A 20,343-nucleotide genomic window follows, 5' to 3' on the forward strand; every position below is an offset into this window, starting at 1 on the left:
ATCCGTCTTGCGGTGGATGCAAGGCAGCGTCGCTCGTTAACATCGCCCCATGCGTGAGCTGGCTTTCGATGACCTGCTGCTGTTCGTCCGCGTGGCGCAGCTGGGCACGCTGTCGGCCGTCGCCCGCGAACGCGACGTGCCGGTCAGCCAGGTCTCGCGCACGCTGGTGCGCATCGAAAAAGGCTGCGGCGCGCGCCTGATCCACCGCTCCACCCACGGGCTCTCGCTCACCGCCGAAGGCGAGACCTTCATGGGCCACGCGCGCCGCGTGCTCGGCACGCTGGACGAGCTGGAGGGCGACTTCGCGGCCAGCGCGCGCGACGTGGCCGGCGTGGTGCGGGTCGCGGCCAGCACCGTGGTCGCGCAGTACCAGATCGTCCCCAGCCTGCTCGAACTGGCGCAGCGCCATCCCCGCCTGCGGGTGGAACTGGACGTGGGCGACCGCCTGGCCGACATGGCGCGCGACGGCATCGACCTGGCCATCCGCACCGCGCACGTGTTGCCGGACACCGTGGTCGCGCGCGAGATCGGCACGCTGGGCCGGGCGCTCTATGCGGCGCCGGCCTATGCAGCCGCCCACGGCCTGCCGCAGGACCTGGACGACCTCCCGCAGCACCGCCTGGTGACCAACAACGCCGTGCCCATGCTCAACCAGTGGCCTTTCCGCGTGAACGGCAAACCCGCAACCTTCGCCGCCGACGGCCACTGGCGGACCAACGACACCAACATGGCCGCGAGCATGGTGCTGGAAGGCCTGGGCATCGGGCGCCTCGCCACGCTGGTGGGCGAGGACCTGGTGCGCCAGGGCCGGCTGGTGCCGGTGCTGCCCGGCCTGGTCGACGTGCAACCGGTACCGGTCTATGCCGTCACCGCCGGCGCGCGGCACCGCCTGCCGAAGATCCGCGCCTGCATCGACTTCTGGGCCGAGTGGTTCGGACGCGGCCGGCCCGCCCAGGCGCGCTCCGCATGACCACTGCCCCGCCCCTGAACCCGCCGCTGCAGGCGGCGCTGCTGCGGCCCACCTGGCGCTTCCTGCTCTCGCATCCCGCGCACCTCATGGCGATGGGGTTCGGCAGCGGCCTGAGCCCGGTCGCACCCGGCACCGTGGGCACGCTGTGGGCCTGGGCCTCCTTCCTGGTGCTGCAGGCCTGGCTGTCTCCGTTCGCGCTCGGGTGCGTGGTGCTGGGCAGCGTGGTGGTGGGCTGGTGGGCCAGCACGGTGACGGTCGACCAGATGCGGGTGCTGGACCCCGGCTGCATCGTGGCCGACGAGATCATGTCCTTCTGGCTGGTGCTGTGGGTGCTGATGCCCGCGGGCTGGGAGGCGCAGCTGGCGGCCTTCGTGGTGTTCCGCTTCCTCGACGCGGTCAAGCCGGGACCGGTGGGCTGGGCCGACGGCCTGTTCCACGGCTTCGGCTGGCGCGGCGGGCTGGGCATCATCTTCGACGACCTGGTGGCGGCGTTCTGCACGCTGTTCCTGCTGGCCGCATGGAGGCAGTTCACATGACGAGCGACATCCCGGCCCTGTGCGCCGAGCTGGCCGACCGGCTGCTGGAGCGCGGCTGGATGCTGGCCACCGCCGAGAGCTGCACCGGCGGCCTGATCGCCGGCGCGTGCACCGAGCTGTCCGGCTCCAGCCGCTGGTTCGAGCGCGGCTTCGTCACCTACTCCAACGAGGCCAAGACCGAATCGCTCGGCATCGACCCGGCGCTGCTGCAGGCCCACGGCGCGGTCAGCGAAGTCGTGGCGCGCGCGATGGCGTTCGGCGCCCTGCGCCATTCGCACGCGCAGGTCAGCGTCGCCGTGACCGGCATCGCCGGCCCGACCGGCGGCAGCGCGGAAAAGCCCGTGGGCACCGTCTGGTTCGGCTTCTCGGTGGACGGCCGGCTGCACAGCGAGACGGTGCGCTTCGACGGCGACCGCCAGGCCGTGCGGCAGGCCACCGTGGCGCACGCGCTGGTGCGCCTGCTGGCGCTGCTGCACGCCGCCTAGTTTCTTTCTTGTCCTCTCCCGGGGAGCATCGAATGCAGACGCATCAGACGCTCGAGACCCTGTACGCCGCCTTCGGGCGGCTCGACGCCGCGGTGATGTCCGAGTGCTATGCCGAGGACGCGACCTTCGAGGACGAGGTGTTCTCGCTGAGGGGCCGGCCGCAGATCGCTGGCATGTGGCACATGCTGTGCGACACCGTGCGGGCCGGCGGGCGCGACCCCTGGCGGATCGAATGGTCCGGCGTGCAGGCCGATGCCGCCCGCGGCCGCGCGCACTGGGAGGCCTGGTACCGCTTCAGCACCACCGGCCGCAAGGTGCACAACCGCATCGACGCCGAGTTCCGCTTCGCGGCCGACGGGCGCATCGCGGCGCACCGCGACCGCTTCGGCTTCTGGCGCTGGTCGCGCCAGGCGCTCGGCCTGCCCGGCCTGCTGCTGGGCTGGACGCCGATGCTGCGCGGCAAGGTGCGCCAGCGCGGCGCGGCCAGCCTGCGGCACTACATGGCATCGACCGGCGCCGCCGGGCACTGAGCCGGCGGGCGCCGCAAGGACTCAGGCGGTGGGCAGGACCGGGCCGGCGCCGACGCCCAGCGCCTCCAGGCGCTTGCGCAGGCGCAGCACCGCGTTGTCCTTGCTCAGGAGCGTGGCGCGCTCGCGCACGGCCAGGTCGATGAACTTCTGGTCGTCCGGATCCTTGCAGAGGACCGGCGCCTTGGGGGCGACTTCGACTTCGGTGGCGTGCCGGTCGAAGGCGGCCAGCACGTCGACCGCGGCCAGGCCGTAGTACGCCAGCCGCGGAACGATCTGCCGGTAGCCGAGCACTCGCTGCAGCTCGTCGCGCATGGCCGCGGTGGCCAGCCAGCGGCGGCCGGCGAGCAGCTGCTCGCGCAAGGGCTGGGCGGCGTCGTCCGCGAAGACGAAGACGTCCAGCACGATGTTGGTGTCAAGCACCAGCGGGGGCATCGGGCGGCGCCGTCCTGCGGGCCGAGCCCGCCACCATGTCGAAGCGGAACAGGCGGCACTCGATCGGCCCGTTCCACATCGGCACCCGACGCGATTCCTTCAGCCGCATCAGCGAGGGCAGCTTGAGGTCGGGCGTGAGCACCCAGGCCGACCAGCCCGCGTAGTGCTTCTTCCAGTGGGCGGCCAGCTGGGTGAAGAAGTCGCCCTCGCCGTCGGTCTGCGCGCGTTCGCGCCCGCGCTGCACGCGGCCGGCCACGCCGGCGGTCTCGATGCGCTCGCCGTAGGGCGGGTTGAGCAGCATCACGCCGGGCGTGTCGGCCGGCGGCAGGCGCTGCAGCGCGTCGCCGCCGCGGAACTGCACCGCCCCGGCCACGCCGGCGCGTTCGGCGTTGCGCTGCGCGAAGTCGACCATGCGGAAGGCCACGTCGCTGCCGAACACCGTCACTGGCGACGCGCGCTCGGCGGCGCGCGCCTCATCCTTGAGCTGGGCCCACACGTGCGGCTGGTGCGCGAGCATCCGTTCGAAGGCGAAGCGGCGCCGGATGCCGGGCGCGATGTGGCAGGCCACCTGCGCGGCCTCGATCGCGATGGTGCCGCTGCCGCAGCAGGGGTCGTACAGCGGCTGTTCGGCGCGCCAGCCGCTGGCCGCGATCATGGCGGCGGCCAGCGTTTCCTTCAGCGGCGCCTCGCCCTTGTCCTCGCGCCAGCCGCGCTTGAACAGCGGCTCGCCCGAGGTGTCGATGTAGAGCGTGCAGTGCGTCGAGGTCAGGTGCGCGAACAGGCGCACGTCGGGTCGCTGGGTGTCGACGTCGGGCCGGGCGCCACCCTTGTCGCGGAAGCGGTCGGCGACCGCGTCCTTGATCTTCAGAGCCGCGAAGTTGAGGCTCTTGAGCGGGCTGTGCTGCGCGGTGAGTTCCACCTTGAAGCTCTGGCGCACGGTGAACCAGGCCTCCCACGCCACGGCGTTGGCCGCCTGGTAGAGGTCGGCCTCCTCGCGGTAGGGCGTGTGCGACAGCTGCACCAGCACGCGCTGCGCGAGCCGGCTGTGCAGGTTCAGGCGCAGCGCCTCGCGCCAGGAGCCGCGCACCACCACGCCGGCGCGGCCGACCAGGAGGTCGTCGCCGGCCAGCCCGGTGAGGGCGTGCACTTCGTCGGCCAGGAGGTTCTCGACGCCGGCGGCGCAGGGCAGGAAAAGCTGGAGGTGGGACAAGCGGGTCAGAGCGCCTTGCGCAGGTTGGCGGGTGCGATGCGCAGCGCTTCGCGGTACTTGGCGACGGTGCGGCGGGCGCACTCGATGCCCTGCTCCTTGAGCATCTCGGAGATCTGGCTGTCCGACAGCGGCTTCTTCAGGTCTTCCGAAGCGACGAACTGTCGGATCAGCGCGCGCACCGCGGTCGACGAGGCGTTGCCCCCGGTCTCGGTGCCCAGTGCCGAGCCGAAGAAGTACTTCAGCTCGAAGGTGCCGAACGGCGTGGACATGTACTTGGCCGTGGTCACGCGCGAGATGGTGGACTCGTGCAGGCCCAGTTCGTCGGCGATCTCGCGCAGCACCAGCGGCCGCATGGCCAGCTCGCCGTGCACGAAGAAATTCTTCTGCCGCTCCACGATGGCGTTGGACACCCGCAGGATGGTGTCGAAGCGCTGCTGGATGTTCTTGATGAACCAGCGCGCCTCCTGCAGCCGCTGCTGCAGCGCCTGGTGGCCCTCGCCCTTGTGGGCCTTGAGCGCCCCGGCATAGACGTCGTGCACGCGCAGCCGCGGCATCACGTCCGGGTTGAGCTGCACGCGGAAGCGGAACTGGTTGCCGCGGCCGACCTTGCTGACCAGCACGTCGGGCACCACGATGTTGCGCTCCACGTCGACGAATCGCCGGCCCGGCTTGGGCTCCAGCCGCGTGATCAGGCCGATGGCGGCCCGGATGTGCGCGTCGGTCTGGCCGCACAGCTGGGCCAGCCGCTTGATGTCGCGGCGGGCCAGCAGGTCCATCGGCTGGCGGCAGATCGCCAGCGCGGCCTCGCGCACGGCGTCGTCGCCGTCGCCCTTGCGCACCTGCAGCTGGAGCGTCAGGCACTCGGCGAGCGTGCGGGCGCCCACGCCCGGCGGGTCCAGATGGTGCAGCAGCCGCAGCGCCACCGTGAAGCGGTGCACCAGTTCCTCCTGCTGCTCGGCGTCGCCCGGCGCCAGGCCGTGGGCCAGCGCTTCGATCGAGTCTTCCAGGTAGCCGTCGTCGTTGAGCGATTCGATCAGGAAGCGCAGCGCCGCCTGGTCCACGGGCGCCAGCCGCAGCGAGAGCGCCTGCCGGTGCAGGTGGGCCTGGAGCGACTCGTGCACGTGGGCCAGGTCGGCGGCATCGACTTCGTCGTCGCCGCCCAGGTTGTTGCGGCGCGCCTGCGCCTCGCCGCCCCACTCGCCGTCGTCGGGCACCATCTCGGTGGTGCCGTCGCCGTCCCAGTCGCTGGGGCTTTCCACCGGCTCGGAAGCGGACTCGCTCTCCTGCGTGCCGGCGACCGGGCGCTCGGACTCGAAGCTGCCGAATTCCGCGGCCGCTTCCTCGCGCTCGGACTCGGGTGGCGGCGCGTCGGCCTGCGCCAGGCCGAACTCCTCGCGCGGCGCCTCGTCCTGCGTGACTTCGAGGAAGGGGTTGTCGCCGAGCATCTGCTCGACTTCCTGGGACAGCTCCAGCGTCGACAGCTGGAGCAGCCGGATCGACTGCTGCAGCTGCGGCGTGAGCGCCAGGTGCTGCGAGACCCGAAGCGAAAGGCCCTGCTTCATGGGTACGACCGGTGGTCCACCGCTACATCCGGAAGTGCTCGCCGAGGTACACCCGGCGGACGTCGGCGTTGTTCACGATGTCGGCCGGCGTGCCCTGGGCGAGCACGTGGCCGTCGCTGATGATGTAGGCGTGGTCGCAGATGCCCAGCGTCTCGCGCACGTTGTGGTCGGTGATGAGCACGCCGATGCCGCGCGACTTGAGGAAGCCGATGATCCGCTGGATCTCGATCACGGCGATCGGGTCGATGCCGGCGAAGGGCTCGTCCAGCAGGATGAAGCGCGGCTGGGTCGCCAGCGCCCGGGCGATCTCCACCCGGCGCCGCTCGCCGCCCGACAGCGCCACCGCGGGCGAGTCGCGCAGGTGGTCCACCCGCAGGTCGGCCAGCAGGGCGTCCAGGCGCTCCTCGATGGCGGCGCGCGACAGCGACCGGCCGTCGGGGTCGTGCTGCAGTTCCAGCACGGCGCGCACGTTCTCCGCCACGTTGAGCTTGCGGAAGATCGACGCCTCCTGCGGCAGGTAGGACAGGCCCAGGCGCGAGCGCCGGTGGATCGGCATGTGCTCGACCGGGCGGCCGTCGATGGAGATCTCGCCGGCGTCGGCGCGCACCAGGCCGACGATCATGTAGAACGACGTGGTCTTGCCCGCGCCGTTGGGGCCGAGCAGGCCCACCACCTCGCCCTTGTCGACCGCCAGCGAGACGTCCTTGACCACCTTGCGGCTGCCGTACGCCTTCTGCAGGTGCCGCGCCTCCAGCCGGCTGGGGCCTTGCGCCGAACCTTCCGGCTGCAGCGCTTCCGCCGGATCGGCCCTCACTTGGACTCCCCGCCCAGGGCCGGGCTGGTGCGCAGCTGGGCCGGCGGCGTGGCGGGCCGCTGGCCGGCCACCGGCGCCGATGCGCCGTCGCGCGGCGACAGCACGGCGCGCACCCGGCCGCCCGGCGTGGCCGAGGCCGGTCCGCCGTCGACGGTGAAGACCTCGGTGACGTTGTCGTAGGTGATCAGGCTGCCCACCATCTCGTCGCTGATGGTGGCGCCGCGATAGCGCCGCATCTCGGCGCGGCGGATGAACTTCACCCGGTCGGCCTTGCCGTCGTATTCGATGACCTCGCCCTCGCCTTCGATGAATTCGTCCAGGGCCTCGCGCTTCTGGCGGTAGAACGCCCGCTTGCCCGGCTCGGCCGTGACCACGCCGTACTGGAAGCCCTCGGGGTCCTGGCGCACGTCCACGCGGGCGCCGCGGATCACGATGGTGCCCTTGGTGATCACCACCCGGCCGGTGAACACGCTGGTCTGGCGCAGGTCGTCGTAGCGCAGCGCATCCGCCTCGATGTTCATCGGCTGGTTGCGGTCCGCGCGTTCGGCCTGGGCGGGAAAGCCCAGGACGGCGGCCGCCAGCGCGGCGAGGAGGAAAGCGGGTTTCATATTCGGCATGAATCTTGCTGGCGCATTGTAGCGAGCAGCCGGCCGGCGCCAATGAAAAAGCCCGCCGAAGCGGGCTCGGTCCAGCTTGACAGGGCCGCGGCTCTCAGCGCGACTTGCGGGCCTCGCCGATCAGGTACTCGGCCACCTGCACGGCGCGCGGCATGCTGCCGGCCATGGAGCCGTCGGTGTACCAGCGGCCGGCGATGCCCAGGGCGGGCACGCCTTCCACCTTGAACGCGTCCTGCAGTTGCGCCGCCTTGCGCGCCTTGGTCGAGACGGCAAAGGAGTTGTAAAGCTCCTGGAACTTGGCCTTGTCGACGCCGTTCTTCTCGACCCAGGCCAGGATCAGGTCTTCCTTGTCCAGGGCCTGCTTCTCGGCGTGGATGGCGTGGAACACCTTGCGGTGCAGCTCGTCGAGCTTGCCCATGGTCTCCAGCGTGTAGAACAGGCGCTGCTGGGGCACGAAGCTGTCGCGGAAGGCCACCGGCACGCGGCGCAGCACCACGTCGGCCGGCAGCTTCTTCTGCCAGGCTTCCAGCTGCGGCTCGAAGGCGTTGCAGTGCGGGCAGGCGTACCAGAAGAACTCGACCACCTCGATCTTGCCGGCCGGGGCCTCGGTGGCCACGCGCTTGTCCAGCGACTTGTAGTCGTTGCCGTCCTCGGGCTTCTTCTGCGCCCAGGCCAGCGGGGTCACGCCCAGGCCGGCCACGGCGGCCACGCAGGCCAGGCCCGCGGAAAACTCACGTCGATCCATCTTGGTTAGCACTCCTTGAGTTCGGGGTCTGAGCCCGGCGGCGCGGGAAAGGTTCCGCGCGGCGGCTCAGCGCTGCACGCGCACCAGCGCGGTTTCCAGGCCCACGGCCTCGAGCTTTTCCTTGCTGAGGTCGGCGTCGTCCTTGCGGTCGAAGGGGCCCACGCGCACGCGGAACACCTGGCGGCCGGACTGCTCGCGCTCGGTGATGCGCGCCTCCACGCCCATGAGCGACAGCTTGGCACGCTGGGCCTCGGCGTCCTCGGGCGCGCGGAAGGCGCCGACCTGCACGAAATAGATGAAGGGGTCGGCGGCCGGGCTGGCCGAACGCGAGGCGGCCAGGTCGCCCAGCGGATCGCCGGCGGACGAGCGCGCGGCCGGGGGCGCCGAAGCCGCCGGGCCGGGCCGCTCGGCCACGGGCGCGGAAGCAGCAGGCGCCGCGACGGGCGGCAGCGGCTTGGCCGGGTTCTTGCCATGCAGGGGCGCGTTGGGGTCCCAGTCCTTGTTCTTGCGCGATTCGGCCGCGTCCTGCTCGGCCGTGCGGCCGGGGGTCTTGCTGACGAAGGGGATCGGCACCTTGGTGACGTACACCGCCACGGCGAGGGCGGCCGCGAGGCCGAGCACCACGCCGATGATCACGCCCACCAGGACATTGCCACGCTGTCTGTTCAACATCTTGCTCACATCTTCTCGGGTGCGCTCACACCCAGCACGGCCAGCCCGTTGCGCAGCACCTGCGCCGTGGCGGCCACCAGCGCCAGCCGGGCCCGCTTGACCTTGTCGTCGTCGACCAGGATGCGCTCGGAATCATAGTAGGAGTGGTAGGCCGCGGCGAGCTCGCGCAGGTAGAACGTGGCGTCGTGCGGCGCGAAGTCGGCGGCGGCGGACGCGAGCATGTCCGGGTACTTGGCCAGCTGCAGCATCAGGGACAACGCGGCCGGGCTGTCCAGCGCCGACAGGTCGGCCTGCGGCAGCGTCGCGGCATCGCCGCCCCACGCCGCCAGCACCGAGCAGATGCGCGCATGCGCGTACTGCACGTAGTAGACCGGGTTGTCGTTGTTCTGCGCCAGCGCCAGGTCGACGTCGAACACGTACTCGGTGTCGGGCTTGCGCGAGAGCAGGAAGAAGCGGACCGCGTCCTTGCTGGTCCACTCGACCAGGTCGCGCAGCGTCACGTAGCTGCCGGCGCGCTTGGAGATCTTCACCTCCTCGCCGCCGCGCATCACGCGCACCATGGTGTGCAGCACGTAGTCGGGGTAGCCGGCCGGGATGCCGACGCCGGCCGCCTGCAGGCCGGCGCGCACGCGGGCGATGGTGCCGTGGTGGTCCGTGCCCTGGATGTTCACCGCCTTGGGAAAGCCGCGCTCCCACTTGGTGACGTGGTAGGCCACGTCGGGCACGAAGTAGGTGTACGTGCCGTCGGACTTGCGCATCACGCGGTCCTTGTCGTCGCCGTAGTCGGTCGACCGCAGCCACAGCGCGCCGTCCTGTTCGTAAGTCTTGCCGGCCTCCTGCAGCCGCCGCACGGTGGCCTCGACCTTGCCGCTCGTGTAAAGGCTGGATTCCAGGTAGTAGTTGTCGAAGCGGACGGCGAAGGCCTGCAGGTCCAGGTCCTGCTCGTGGCGCAGGTAGGCCACGGCGAACTGGCGGATCGAGTCCAGGTCGTCGACGTCGCCCGACGCGGTGAACTCGCGGTCGTCGGACTTCACCGTCTTGCGGGCCTTGAAGTCGTCGGCGATGTCCTGGATGTACTCGCCGTTGTAGGCGTTCTCGGGCCACTGCGGGTCGCCCGGCTTGATGCCCTTGGCGCGCAGCTGGGTCGAGGTGGCCAGGGTGGCGATCTGCACGCCCGCGTCGTTGTAATAGAACTCGCGGTGCACGTCCCAGCCCTGGCTGGCGTACAGGTTGCAGATGGCATCGCCCAGCGCGGCCTGGCGGCCGTGGCCCACGTGCAGCGGGCCGGTGGGGTTGGCCGAGACGAACTCCACCATCATCCGCTGGCCGCCCGCGGGCCGGTGGCCGTAGCGGTTGCCGGCCTGGAGCACTTCGCTCACGACCTGCTGCTTGGCGGCGGGCTTCAGGCGGATGTTCAGGAAGCCGGGGCCGGCGATCTCGACGGCATGGACCCAGCGCTGGAAGGCCGTCGACTGCAGCAGCTCGGCCTTGAGGTTTTCCGCCACCTGGCGCGGGTTGGCCTTGAGCGGTTTGGCCAGCTGCATGGCCGCGGTGCAGGCCAGGTCGCCGTGCGCGGCCACCTTGGGCGACTCGAAGGCCGCCTTGGCGCCCGCACCCGGCGAGAGCTTTTCCAGCCCGGTCGCGAGGGCGCCGAGCAGTTCATCTTTCACGAGGAGCATCGCGGGATTCTAAGGAGGCGGCCCCTGCCCCCTTCGTGAATCAGTTCCCGTAACCGCGCGCGAGGAACACCGCCGCCAGCGGAATGAGGGGGATGACGTGCGCCTGCCGCATCACCCAGCGGCGCACCCGCCGCACTTCCTCCGCCGGTGGCAGGCGGCCGTCGGCGCGCAGGGCCCGGCGCCAGGCGATGAAGCGGCGCGTGGGCGCGATCGACATCAGCCCGACCGCCACGAACAGGCCCAGCTTGGTCCAGAGCAGCCAGTTGTGCCCGTACCAGGCGCCGCCCTTGCTGCCCAGGAAGACCCGCGCCAGGCCGGTGAGGAAGACTGCGGCTGCGGCGATGGCGTAGACCCGGTCGACGGTGACCAGCCGCTCGACGGCGGCGGCATTGAGCCATTCGGGCCGGCACAGCGCGGCCTCGCTGGCGATGAACACCACCAGCGTGAGGATGGCCAGGATGTGGGCGTAGGCGAGAAGAGCGTCGGTGGTCATTCGCTGGAGGTGGCGGTGTTGGCCGTGGGGACGCTGGAGGGAGCCGGGCTGCGCCAGAACCCGGGCTGGCCGAAATGCTGCTTGAGGAACTCGATCCACAGCCGCACCCGCACCGGCAGGTGCTTGCGCTGCGGGAACACGGCGTAGATGCCGTTGGGCGGCGCGGCGAACTCGGCCAGCACCTCGACCAGGCGGCCGGCGGCGATCTCGCTCTCCACCTCCCAGGTGCTGCGCCAGGCGATGCCGTGGCCCTGCAGGCACCAGTCGTGCAGCACCTGGCCGTCGGAGCAGTCCAGCGGCCCGGCGGGCTTGAAGTGGATGACCTCCCACTGCTCCTTCGGCGGGGTCGGGCTTTCCGCCGGCGCCCCGTCCTGCGGGCGGCCGTGGACGCCGCGCGGCACGCGGAACGCCCAGCCGCGCACCTGCGATGCGTCGCTCGACAGCGTGAGGCAGGCGAAGCGCGCCAGGTCGGCGGGCTGCTGCGGCGTGCCATGGCGCTCCAGGTACTCGGGCGTGGCCACGCACAGCCGGCGGTTGTCGGCCATGCGCACGCTCACCAGCGACGAGTCCGGCAGGTCGCCCACCCGCACCGCGCAGTCGTAGCCCTCCCCGGCCAGGTCGACCACGCGGTCGCTGAGGTTGAGCGAGACGGTCACGTCCTGGTGGAGCCGGCGGAATTCGGGCACCAGCGGCGCCACGTGCCGGCGGCCGAAGCCGGCCGGCGCGGTGATGCGCAGGTGGCCGCTGGCCTTCACCCCGCCGGCGCTGACGCTGGCCTCGGCATTGGCGATGTCGGCCAGCAGGCGCTGGCAGTCCTCCAGGAAGGCGCTGCCCTCGTGAGTCAGGGTCAGGCGGCGGGTGGTGCGCACCAGCAGCTTGACCCCGAGCCGCTCTTCCAGCGCGTCCAGCCGGCGGCCCATGATGGCGGGCGCGACCCCCTCGGCCTTGGCGGCCGCCGTCAGGCTGCCGCGGGTGGCCACGGAAACGAAGGATTCGAGCTGCTTGAGCTTGTCCATGCCGGGCAGATTATGCGTACGCAGGTTCAGAATCTACGCGATTGACGGGATGATTCACTGTAGAGTTTGTTTGCGGCCACGCCATCGGCAGGGCCGGCCTTCGCGGCCGCCAGCCGCGCACATCTCAGCCATTACAGCTGCACAGGTCACGAATCAAATCACCATCCGGGGTCTAAACCTCGGCGCGAGGTTCAAATACAGTGACGCCCGTGGAGAAGCCGCGCGCAGTCCTGTTCGATGCCTATGGCACGTTGTTCGACGTGTACGGCATCGGCGCGCTCGCCGAGCGGCTGTTCCCCGGCCAGGGCCACGCCCTCGCAGTGCTGTGGCGGGACAAGCAGATCGAGTACACGCGCCTGGTGACCACCAGCGATGACGGCGCCCACTACCGGCCGTTCTCGGAGCTCACGCAGGCCGCCCTGCGCTACGCGTGCAAGCGGCTGGCCCTGGCCCTCACCGACGACGCCGAACGGCAGCTGATGCAGCAGTACCGCGAGCTGCCCGCCTTCCCCGAGGCGCGCGAGGTGCTGCAGGCGCTGCACGAGCGCGGCGTGGCCACCGGCATCCTGTCCAACGGCGACCCGCCGATGCTGCAGGCCGCCGTGGCGAGCGCCGGGCTGGCGCCGCTGCTGGACCACGTGATCAGCGTCGATCCGTTGCGCAGGTACAAGACCCACCCGCAGGCCTACGCCCTCGGCCCGCAGGCGACCGGGCAGGCCGCGGCGGACATCCTGTTCGTCAGCTCCAACGCCTGGGACGCGCTGGCCGCCACCTGGTTCGGCTTTCGCACGCTGTGGATCAACCGCTACGGGCTGCCGTTCGAGGAACTCGGCACGCAGCCCACCCGCACCGGCGAGACGCTGCACGACGTGCTCGCCTTCTTCTGATTTCCCATTTTTTTTTGTTTCGACAAGGAGCCCGCCATGACCGCCCGCACGTCCGCCCACCGCCTCCAGGTGGCGACCGAACTGCACCGCTTCATCGAGGACAAGGTCCTGCCGGGCACCGGCGTGGAACCCGCCGCGTTCTGGAAAGGTTTCGACGCCCTGGTCCACGACCTCGCGCCCAAGAACATCGCCCTGCTGGCCGAGCGCGACCGACTGCAGGCGGAGCTGGACCGCTGGCACCAGGCCCACCCGGGCCCGATCCAGGACATGAAGGGCTACCGCGCCTTCCTGGAGCAGATCGGCTACCTGGTGCCGCAGCCCGCGGGTGCCAAGGCCACCACCACCAAGGTCGACGCCGAACTCGCGCTGCAGGCGGGGCCGCAGCTGGTGGTGCCGATCCTGAACGCGCGCTATGCGCTCAACGCCGCCAACGCGCGCTGGGGTTCGCTCTACGACGCGCTGTACGGCACCGACGCCATCCCCGAGACCGGCGGAGCGGAGAAAGGCCCCGGCTACAACGAGGTGCGCGGCGCCAAGGTGATCGAGTACGCGCGCAAGGTGCTGGACCAGGCCGCGCCGCTGGCGTCGGGCTCGCACCGCGATGCCGTGGGCTACAAGGTCGAAGGCGGCAAGCTGCAGGTGGCGCTCAAGGGCGGCGCGAGCAGCGGCCTGAAGGACGCGGCGCAGTTCGTCGGCTTGCGCGGCGACGCGGCGGCGCCTTCGTCGGTGCTGATCCGGAACAACGGCATCCACTTGGACATCGTGATCGATCGCAAGCACGCGATCGGCAGCACCGACGCGGCCGGCGTGGCCGACGTGGTGGTGGAGGCGGCGCTGTCCACCATCCTCGACCTGGAAGACTCGGTGGCCGTGGTCGATGCGCAGGACAAGGTGCTGGCCTACGCCAACTGGCTGGGCATCCTCAAGGGCGACCTTACCGAGGAAGTGAGCAAGGGCGGCCGCAGCTTCACCCGCGGGCTGAACCCGGACCGCGTCTACACCGGGCCCGACGGCGGCACCGTCACGCTGCATGGCCGCTCGCTCATGTTCGTGCGCAACGTGGGCCACCTGATGACCAACCCGGCCATCCTGTGGGAAGGCGGCAAGGAGATCCCCGAGGGCATCCTGGATGCGGTGGTCACCACGGCCATCGCCATCCACGACCTCAAGAAAAGTGGCGGCGCAAAGGGTGCCGCGGGCATCCGCAACTCGCGCACCGGCTCGGTCTACATCGTCAAGCCCAAGATGCACGGGCCGCGCGAGGTGGCCTTCGCCAGCGAGCTGTTCGGCCGCGTCGAGCAGCTGCTGGGCCTGCCCGCCAACACGGTGAAGCTGGGCATCATGGACGAGGAGCGCCGCACCAGCGTCAACCTGCAGGCCTGCATCGCCGAGGCCGCCGCGCGCGTGGCCTTCATCAACACCGGCTTCCTGGACCGCACCGGCGACGAGATGCACACCGCCATGCTGGCCGGCCCGATGTTCCGCAAGGGCGACATGAAGTCCAGCGCCTGGATCCAGGCCTACGAGAAGAACAACGTGCTGGTGGGCCTGTCCAGCGGCCTGCGCGGCCGCGCGCAGATCGGCAAGGGCATGTGGGCCATGCCCGACCTGATGGCCGCCATGCTGGAGCAGAAGATCGGCCATCCCAAGGCCGGCGCCAACACCGCCTGGGTGCCCTCGCCCACCGCCGCCACGCTGCACGCCCTGCACTACCACCAGGTCGACGTGGCCGCGGTGCAGCGCGAGCTGGAGAAGACCGACGCGGCCGCCGAGCGCGAGAACCTGCTGGCCGGCCTGCTGCAGATCCCCGTGGTGCCCGAGGCCAGGTGGAGCGCGCAGGAGCGCCAGCAGGAGCTGGACAACAACGTGCAGGGCATCCTGGGCTACGTGGTGCGCTGGATCGACCAGGGCGTGGGCTGCTCCAAGGTGCCGGACATCCACAACGTCGGCCTGATGGAGGACCGCGCCACGCTGCGCATCTCCAGCCAGCACATCGCCAACTGGCTGCACCATGGCGTGGTGAGCAAGGAGCAGGTGGTGGAGACCTTCCAGCGCATGGCCGCGGTGGTCGACAAGCAGAACGCCGGCGACCCCCTCTACCAGCCGATGGCGGGCAATTTCGAGAAGTCTTCCGCCTACCGCGCGGCGCTGGACCTGGTGTTCAAGGGCAAGGAACAGCCGTCGGGGTACACCGAGCCGCTGCTGCATGCGTGGCGGCTGAAGGTGAAGGCGGCGCGCTGAACGTCATCCCCGCGGAGGCGGGGATCCAGTGCGTCCGCCTTCGCGCACTGCCGGGAAGCTCTGGATTCCCGCCTTCGCGGGAATGACGGGACTCGGTGGCATGGGGACCGTGAGCACGGCCTAAACTTCGCCGATGTCCTCGCTTCCCGCTCCACGCGCCCTGGATTCGAACCTCTGCCCGCTCTGCGGGCAGCCGAACACCTGCGCCATGGAAACCCAGCGCATCACCGGCCAGCCCCAGCCGCCCTGCTGGTGCACGCTGGTGGACTTCTCGCGCGAGCTGCTGTCGCAGGTGCCCGAGCCTGCGCGCAACCTGGCCTGCATCTGCTCCGCCTGCGCCACCCGACAGCAGTAGGACGCCCCGCGCAGCGCCATTCGGCAGGGCCCCGCCCACGAGGCACGCGGCGTCGCGAATAATGGCCTCATGTGCCAGCTGCTCGGGATGAACTGCAATACGCCGACGGACGTCACGTTCAGCTTCACCGGTTTCGCGCAGCGCGGCGGGCGCACCGACCACCATGCCGACGGCTGGGGCATCGCCTTCTTCGAGGGCCTGGGCCTGCGCCACTTCGTCGACCACCAGCCGGCGTCGCAGTCGCCGGTGGCCGAGCTGATCCGGCGCTACCCCATCAAGAGCCGCAACGTCATCGCCCACATCCGCAAGGCCACGCAGGGCGAGGTGTCGCTGCAGAACTGCCACCCCTTCGTGCGCGAGCTGTGGGGCCGCTACTGGGTGTTCGCGCACAACGGCGACCTCAAGGACTTCCAGCCGCGACTGCACGCCAGCTTCCGCCCGGTGGGCAGCACCGACAGCGAGCGCGCGTTCTGCTGGATCATGCAGGAGCTGTGGAAGTCCCACGCCGGCGTGCCCAGCGTGGCCGAGCTGACGCTCACGCTGCGCGAGCTGGCGCCGCAGATCGCGCGGCACGGGCCGTTCAACTTCCTGCTGTCCAATGGCGAAGCGCTGTGGGCCCACTGCGCGACCAGCCTGTTCTACGTGGAGCGCCGGCACCCCTTCGCCCATGCGCGGCTGAAGGACGAGGACCTGTCCATCGATTTCGCCCACCACACCACGCCGCAGGACAAGGTGGCCGTGGTGGTGACGGCGCCGCTGACCACGGACGAGCAGTGGACGCAGATGCAGTCAGGGGACCTGCGGGTGTTCGTGGACGGGGCGGCGGTCTGCTGAGTCGCCCAGAACCGTCATTTCCGCGGAGGCGGGAATCCAGTGCTTCCCGGACTCTCGCCGAAGGCGGACGCCCTGGATTCTCGCCTCCGCGGGAATGACGGGAAGGGGTTGTCGATCCGCCCCCCGCTCGTTCGTCGTAGGGTAGGAAGCGCTCTCGCGCTGCCCCAACCCGACAGGAGACCCTCATGACGACTTACGTGGATGGATTCGTCGCCGCGGTGCCCAAGGCCAACCGCGCCGCCTACCTCGAGCACGCGCGGGACACCGCCCGCGTCTTCAAGCAGTTCGGCGCCCAGAGCGTCGTGGAGTGCTGGGGCGACGACGTGCCCGAAGGCAAGCTGACCTCGTTCCCGATGGCCGTCAAGCGCAAGGACGACGAGGTGGTGGTGTTCTCGTGGATCACCTGGCCGTCCAAGGCCACGCGCGACGAAGGCATGAAGAAGGCCATGGAAGACCCGCGCTTCAAGGACATGAAGATGCCGTTCGACGGCCAGCGCCTGATCTACGGCGGCTTCGAGGTGATCCTCAGCGAGTGACCGCGGCGCAGGCCGCCTCCAGCGCGTCGACGAACATCGCCGGCACGTCGAACCCGGTCTGCTGCGTGATCTCCTGGAAGCAGGTCGGGCTGGTCACGTTGATCTCGGTCAGGCAGTCGCCGATCACGTCCAGGCCCACCAGCAGCAGGCCGCGCGAGGCGAGCACCGGCCCGAGCGCCTGCGCGATCTCGCGGTCGCGCGCGGTGAGCGGCTGCGCCACGCCCTTGCCGCCGGCGGCCAGGTTGCCGCGCACTTCGCTGCCCTGCGGGATGCGGGCCAGGCTGAACGGCACCGGCTGGCCGGCAATGACCAGCACGCGCTTGTCGCCCTGCACGATCTCCGGCACGAAGCGCTGCGCCATCAGCGTGGTGGCGCCGCCGCCGTTGAGCGTCTCGACGATGGCGCCCAGGTTCATCCCGTCGGCCCGCACGCGGAAGATGCCCATGCCGCCCATGCCGTCCAGCGGCTTGAGGATCACGTCCTGGTGCTCCGCGTGGAAGCGCCTCACCTCGTCGGGATCGCGCGTCACCAGCGTGGGGCTGAGGAACTGCGGGAACTCCATGATCGCCAGCTTTTCCGGGTGGTCGCGCAGCGCCCGCGGGCTGTTGAACACGCGCGTGCCTTCGCGCTCGGCCTGCTCCAGCAGGTGGGTGGCGTAGAAGTACTCCGAGTCGAACGGCGGGTCCTTGCGCATCAGCACCGCGTCGAACTCGGGGAGCGCGCGCGTGCCGATGGCGGTCTGGGTGAACCAGGTATCGGCGTCGCCGGTCAGGTGGATCTCGCGCACGCGGGCCTGCACCTTGCCGCCCGAGCGCCAGGCCAGGTCGCGCGGCTCGCAGGCGGCGATGCGGTGGCCGCGGCGCTGCGCCTCGCGCATCATCGAGAACGTCGTGTCCTTGTAGACCTTGAAGGCCTCCAGCGGATCGGCAACGAAAAGCAGGTTCATGGGGGGATTGTCGGGACTTTGAAGGGACGCGCTCAGGCCTTGGGCGCCGCCGGGATGGCCAGGCCGCGCTGCACGGCCGGCCGCGCGAGGAAGGCGTCCAGCCCGCGCCGCACGTGCCTGAAGTCGTCGAAGCCCACCAGGTCCCCGGCGCCGTAGAAGCCGACGATGTTGCGGATCCAGGGGAAGGTGGCGATGTCCGCCACGCCGTACTGCGGGCCGGCGATCCAGGCGTGTCGCGCCAGCTGGCCGTCGACCACCGCGAGCAGCCGCCGCGACTCGGCCAGGTAGCGGTCGCGCGGGCGCTTGTCCTCGTAGTCCTTGCCGGCGAACTTATGGAAGAAGCCGACCTGGCCGAACATCGGGCCGACGCCGCCCATCTGGAACATCAGCCACTGCACCGCGCGCCAGCGGTCCGCGGCATCGCTGGGCAGCAGCTGGCCGGTCTTCTCCGCCAGGTACAGCAGGATGGCGCCGGACTCGAACAGCGCCAGCGGCTCGCCGCCGGGGCCCTGGGGATCGAGGATGGCCGGGATCTTGTTGTTCGGGTTGAGCGACAGGAACTCGGGCGACAGCTGGTCCTTGCGCTCGAAGTCGACGCGGTGCACCTCGTAGGGCAGGCCGGTTTCCTCGAGCGCGATGGAGATCTTCACGCCGTTGGGCGTGGGCAGGGAATACAGCTGCAGGCGGTCCGGGTGCCGGGCCGGCCACTTGCGGGTGATGGGATGGTCGGAAAGCGTGTGGGGCATGGGGCGCCACCGTAGCATGCAAGGCCAAGGCCCAGGGCCCGCGGGGACTCGGGCGACGTGCTAGCGCCGCCGGCCGCCGCGCCTCAGATCTCGATCTTGGAGCCCAGCTCCACCACCGCGTTGTTGGGCAGCTTGAGGAAGTCCGCCGCCGCGCCGGCGTTGTGGTGCATCTGGGCGAACAGCTTCTCGCGCCAGGGCGCCATGCCGCTGCCGATGGTGGGCACGACCACGTCGCGCGAGAGGAAGTAGCTGGTGGTCATGGGCTGGATCTCGCAGCCGCGGGTGCGCATGTGTTCCAGCGCGCGCGGCACGTCGAAGTCGTTCTTGAAGCCGTAGTGGACCACCACCTGCCAGCAGTTGTGGCCGAGCGGCTCGACCTCCAGCCGCTTGGTGCCGCCGATCCAGGGCACCTCGTGGCTGCGCACCGTGACGAACAGGTTGTGGTCGTGCAGCACCTTGTTGTGCTTGAGGTTGTGCAGCAGCGCGTTAGGCACCGCGCCGGGTTCCGCCGTGAGGAAAACCGCCGTGCCCTCCACCCGCGTGGGCGGGTTGACGAACACCGCGTCCAGGAAGCTGGGCAGGTCGATGGCGTCGGCCCGCAGCTTCTCGTTGAGGATGGCGCGGCCCTTCTTCCACGTCATCATCAGCGTGAAGATGAAGCTGCCGATCATCAGCGGGAACCAGCCGCCCGCCAGCAGCTTGAGCATGTTGGACGCGAAGAAGGCGAAGTCCACCAGGAAGAAGCAGCCGGTGGCGGCCACGCACAGCCACAGCGGGTACTTCCAGCTGTAGCGGATCACGAAAAACGTGAGCGTGGTGGTGATCAGCATGTCCAGCGTGACCGCGATGCCGTAGGCCGCCGCCAGGTTGCTCGAGGAGCGGAACAGCACCACCGCCAGCACGATGGCCACGAACAGGCCCCAGTTGACGAACGGGATGTAGATCTGGCCGGTCTCGCGCACGCTGGTGTGCTGCACGTCCATGCGCGGCAGGTAGCCCAGCTGCATGGCCTGGCGGGTCACGCTGAAGGCGCCCGTGATCAGGGCCTGCGACGCGATCACCGTCGCGGCGGTGGCCAGCCCCACCAGCGGCAGCAGCGCCCAGTCCGGCGCCATCAGGAAGAACGGGTTCTTCACCGCGTCGGGCCGGTCCAGCAGCAGCGCGCCCTGGCCGAAGTAGTTGAGCGTCAGCGAGGGCATCACCACCGCGAACCAGGCCAGCCGGATCGGCTTCTTGCCGAAGTGGCCCAGGTCGGCGTACAGCGCCTCGGCGCCGGTGACGCACAGCACCACCGCGCCCAGGACGATGAAGGTGGTGCCGGGGTGGTGCCACATGAAGCCGATCGCATGGTGCGGGCTGATGGCCTGCAGGATCTCGGGGTGGCGCAGGATGTTGCCCACGCCCAGCACGGCCAGCACGCCGAACCACACCACGGTGATCGGGCCGAAGTAGCGGCCGACGCCGCCGGTGCCGTTCTTCTGCACGGCAAAAAGGCCGAACAGGATCAGCAGCGTGAGCGGGATCACCCATTCGGCAAAGCGCGGCGACACCACCTCCAGGCCCTCGACCGCCGACAGCACCGAGATCGCCGGCGTGATGACGCCGTCGCCGTAGAACAGCGAGGTGCCGAAGATGCCGATGGCCAGCAGCACCGAGCGCAGGCGGGGCTTGTCCTTCACCGCCTGCGAGGCCAGGGCCAGCATGGCGATCAGGCCGCCCTCGCCGTTGTTGTCGGCCCGCAGCACCAGCACCACGTACTTGAGCGAGACGATGACCGTCAGCGTCCAGAAGAAGATCGAGAGGATCCCGTAGACGTTGCCGGTGGTGAATTCCACGTGCCCGGAGCCGAAGACTTCCTTCAGCGAGTACAGGACACTGGTGCCGATGTCGCCGTAGACGACGCCGATGGCGGCCAGGGTGAGCGCCGCAAGCGGTGATTTGGAGCTTTGCAAGTCAGGGCCCCGTCTTGGCGCCGGCACGGCCGGCGGCGGGGTTCCGTTCCTTAGGGGACGGTTATTGTGCGCCTTTTGTCGCGCC

Annotated in this window: 22 protein-coding genes; 9 read left to right on the forward strand and 13 right to left on the reverse strand. The window is 70.3% G+C overall.

Annotated features, from left to right (window positions below; translation table 11 throughout):
- The first annotated feature begins 49 nt into the window (after positions 1 to 49).
- The 4 genes from ASG30_RS06260 to ASG30_RS06275 are packed head-to-tail and all read left to right on the forward strand — an operon-like array spanning position 50 to position 2,521.
- The gene (locus ASG30_RS06260; protein WP_055894100.1) at positions 50 to 970 is read left to right on the forward strand and encodes a LysR family transcriptional regulator; all 921 of its coding nucleotides are present in this window, start codon (positions 50 to 52) and stop codon (positions 968 to 970) included.
- Positions 967 to 1,506, forward strand: coding sequence for a phosphatidylglycerophosphatase A family protein (locus tag ASG30_RS06265; RefSeq protein ID WP_055894102.1), 540 nt, complete (start codon positions 967 to 969; stop codon positions 1,504 to 1,506). Before ASG30_RS06260 ends, ASG30_RS06265 begins: the two co-directional genes overlap by 4 nt.
- Positions 1,503 to 1,991, forward strand: a complete 489-nt coding sequence (locus tag ASG30_RS06270) for a CinA family protein (protein ID WP_055894105.1) — start codon at positions 1,503 to 1,505, stop codon at positions 1,989 to 1,991. The genes ASG30_RS06265 and ASG30_RS06270 overlap by 4 nt, the downstream gene beginning before the upstream one ends.
- Positions 1,992 to 2,023: 32 nt before the next feature.
- On the forward strand, positions 2,024 to 2,521 hold the full coding sequence (locus ASG30_RS06275) for a nuclear transport factor 2 family protein (RefSeq protein WP_055894107.1): 498 nt from the start codon (positions 2,024 to 2,026) through the stop codon (positions 2,519 to 2,521).
- 21 nt (positions 2,522 to 2,542) lie between these two features.
- On the opposite strand, the gene ASG30_RS06280 is transcribed toward ASG30_RS06275, so the two are convergent.
- The 10 genes from ASG30_RS06280 to ASG30_RS06325 all read right to left on the reverse strand — a co-directional run bounded on the left by ASG30_RS06280 (position 2,543) and on the right by ASG30_RS06325 (position 11,761).
- A complete protein-coding gene (locus tag ASG30_RS06280; protein WP_055894110.1) occupies positions 2,543 to 2,953 on the reverse strand; it encodes a PIN domain-containing protein in 411 nt (136 codons plus the stop codon).
- On the reverse strand, positions 2,934 to 4,163 hold the full coding sequence (locus tag ASG30_RS06285; protein WP_055894112.1) for a THUMP domain-containing class I SAM-dependent RNA methyltransferase: 1,230 nt from the start codon (positions 4,161 to 4,163) through the stop codon (positions 2,934 to 2,936). Before ASG30_RS06285 ends, ASG30_RS06280 begins: the two co-directional genes overlap by 20 nt.
- A 5-nt stretch (positions 4,164 to 4,168) precedes the next feature.
- Positions 4,169 to 5,725 (reverse strand): RNA polymerase factor sigma-54, encoded by a 1,557-nt coding sequence (locus ASG30_RS06290; protein ID WP_055894113.1) that lies wholly within the window; start codon positions 5,723 to 5,725, stop codon positions 4,169 to 4,171.
- Between the two features lie 22 nt (positions 5,726 to 5,747).
- Entirely contained in the window at positions 5,748 to 6,539 is a 792-nt protein-coding gene (gene lptB / locus ASG30_RS06295) for an LPS export ABC transporter ATP-binding protein (protein WP_055894115.1), read from the reverse strand.
- Positions 6,536 to 7,147 (reverse strand): lipopolysaccharide transport periplasmic protein LptA, encoded by a 612-nt coding sequence (lptA, locus tag ASG30_RS06300; protein ID WP_055894118.1) that lies wholly within the window; start codon positions 7,145 to 7,147, stop codon positions 6,536 to 6,538. Before lptA ends, lptB begins: the two co-directional genes overlap by 4 nt.
- A 103-nt stretch (positions 7,148 to 7,250) precedes the next feature.
- Positions 7,251 to 7,901 (reverse strand): thiol:disulfide interchange protein DsbA/DsbL, encoded by a 651-nt coding sequence (locus ASG30_RS06305; protein WP_055894119.1) that lies wholly within the window; start codon positions 7,899 to 7,901, stop codon positions 7,251 to 7,253.
- Between the two features lie 66 nt (positions 7,902 to 7,967).
- On the reverse strand, positions 7,968 to 8,573 hold the full coding sequence (locus ASG30_RS06310) for an SPOR domain-containing protein (RefSeq protein WP_055894779.1): 606 nt from the start codon (positions 8,571 to 8,573) through the stop codon (positions 7,968 to 7,970).
- A 5-nt stretch (positions 8,574 to 8,578) separates the two neighbouring features.
- On the reverse strand, positions 8,579 to 10,252 hold the full coding sequence (gene argS / locus ASG30_RS06315; RefSeq protein WP_055894122.1) for an arginine--tRNA ligase: 1,674 nt from the start codon (positions 10,250 to 10,252) through the stop codon (positions 8,579 to 8,581).
- 40 nt (positions 10,253 to 10,292) lie between these two features.
- Positions 10,293 to 10,745: a DUF2214 family protein gene (locus tag ASG30_RS06320; RefSeq protein WP_055894123.1), complete on the reverse strand. Its 453-nt coding sequence runs from the start codon at positions 10,743 to 10,745 to the stop codon at positions 10,293 to 10,295.
- Positions 10,742 to 11,761, reverse strand: a complete 1,020-nt coding sequence (locus ASG30_RS06325; protein ID WP_055894125.1) for a LysR family transcriptional regulator — start codon at positions 11,759 to 11,761, stop codon at positions 10,742 to 10,744. Before ASG30_RS06325 ends, ASG30_RS06320 begins: the two co-directional genes overlap by 4 nt.
- A 209-nt stretch (positions 11,762 to 11,970) precedes the next feature.
- On the opposite strand from ASG30_RS06325, the gene ASG30_RS06330 reads away from it, so the two are divergent.
- The 5 genes from ASG30_RS06330 to ASG30_RS06350 all read left to right on the forward strand — a co-directional run bounded on the left by ASG30_RS06330 (position 11,971) and on the right by ASG30_RS06350 (position 16,614).
- Positions 11,971 to 12,648: a haloacid dehalogenase type II gene (locus tag ASG30_RS06330; protein WP_055894128.1), complete on the forward strand. Its 678-nt coding sequence runs from the start codon at positions 11,971 to 11,973 to the stop codon at positions 12,646 to 12,648.
- A gap of 36 nt (positions 12,649 to 12,684) precedes the next feature.
- Positions 12,685 to 14,889, forward strand: coding sequence for a malate synthase G (locus ASG30_RS06335; RefSeq protein WP_055894130.1), 2,205 nt, complete (start codon positions 12,685 to 12,687; stop codon positions 14,887 to 14,889).
- A gap of 133 nt (positions 14,890 to 15,022) precedes the next feature.
- Positions 15,023 to 15,244, forward strand: a complete 222-nt coding sequence (locus ASG30_RS06340; RefSeq protein ID WP_055894132.1) for a cysteine-rich CWC family protein — start codon at positions 15,023 to 15,025, stop codon at positions 15,242 to 15,244.
- A 69-nt stretch (positions 15,245 to 15,313) separates the two neighbouring features.
- Entirely contained in the window at positions 15,314 to 16,078 is a 765-nt protein-coding gene (locus tag ASG30_RS06345) for a class II glutamine amidotransferase (RefSeq protein ID WP_055894133.1), read from the forward strand.
- Between the two features lie 185 nt (positions 16,079 to 16,263).
- Complete coding sequence (locus ASG30_RS06350; protein ID WP_055894135.1) at positions 16,264 to 16,614, forward strand: DUF1428 domain-containing protein; 351 nt, start codon at positions 16,264 to 16,266, stop codon at positions 16,612 to 16,614.
- On the opposite strand, the gene gshB is transcribed toward ASG30_RS06350, so the two are convergent.
- The 3 genes from gshB to ASG30_RS06365 form a co-directional block, all read right to left on the reverse strand.
- Complete coding sequence (gene gshB / locus ASG30_RS06355; protein ID WP_055894136.1) at positions 16,604 to 17,560, reverse strand: glutathione synthase; 957 nt, start codon at positions 17,558 to 17,560, stop codon at positions 16,604 to 16,606. The two genes, ASG30_RS06350 and gshB, sit on opposite strands and share 11 nt — an antisense overlap.
- A 32-nt stretch (positions 17,561 to 17,592) precedes the next feature.
- Positions 17,593 to 18,306, reverse strand: coding sequence for a glutathione S-transferase N-terminal domain-containing protein (locus tag ASG30_RS06360; RefSeq protein WP_055894137.1), 714 nt, complete (start codon positions 18,304 to 18,306; stop codon positions 17,593 to 17,595).
- Between the two features lie 83 nt (positions 18,307 to 18,389).
- Positions 18,390 to 20,258 (reverse strand): potassium transporter Kup, encoded by a 1,869-nt coding sequence (locus ASG30_RS06365; RefSeq protein WP_055894138.1) that lies wholly within the window; start codon positions 20,256 to 20,258, stop codon positions 18,390 to 18,392.
- Positions 20,259 to 20,343: the final 85 nt, after the last annotated feature.

Source organism: Ramlibacter sp. Leaf400 (assembly GCF_001424545.1).
Lineage (GTDB): Bacteria > Pseudomonadota > Gammaproteobacteria > Burkholderiales > Burkholderiaceae_C > Ramlibacter.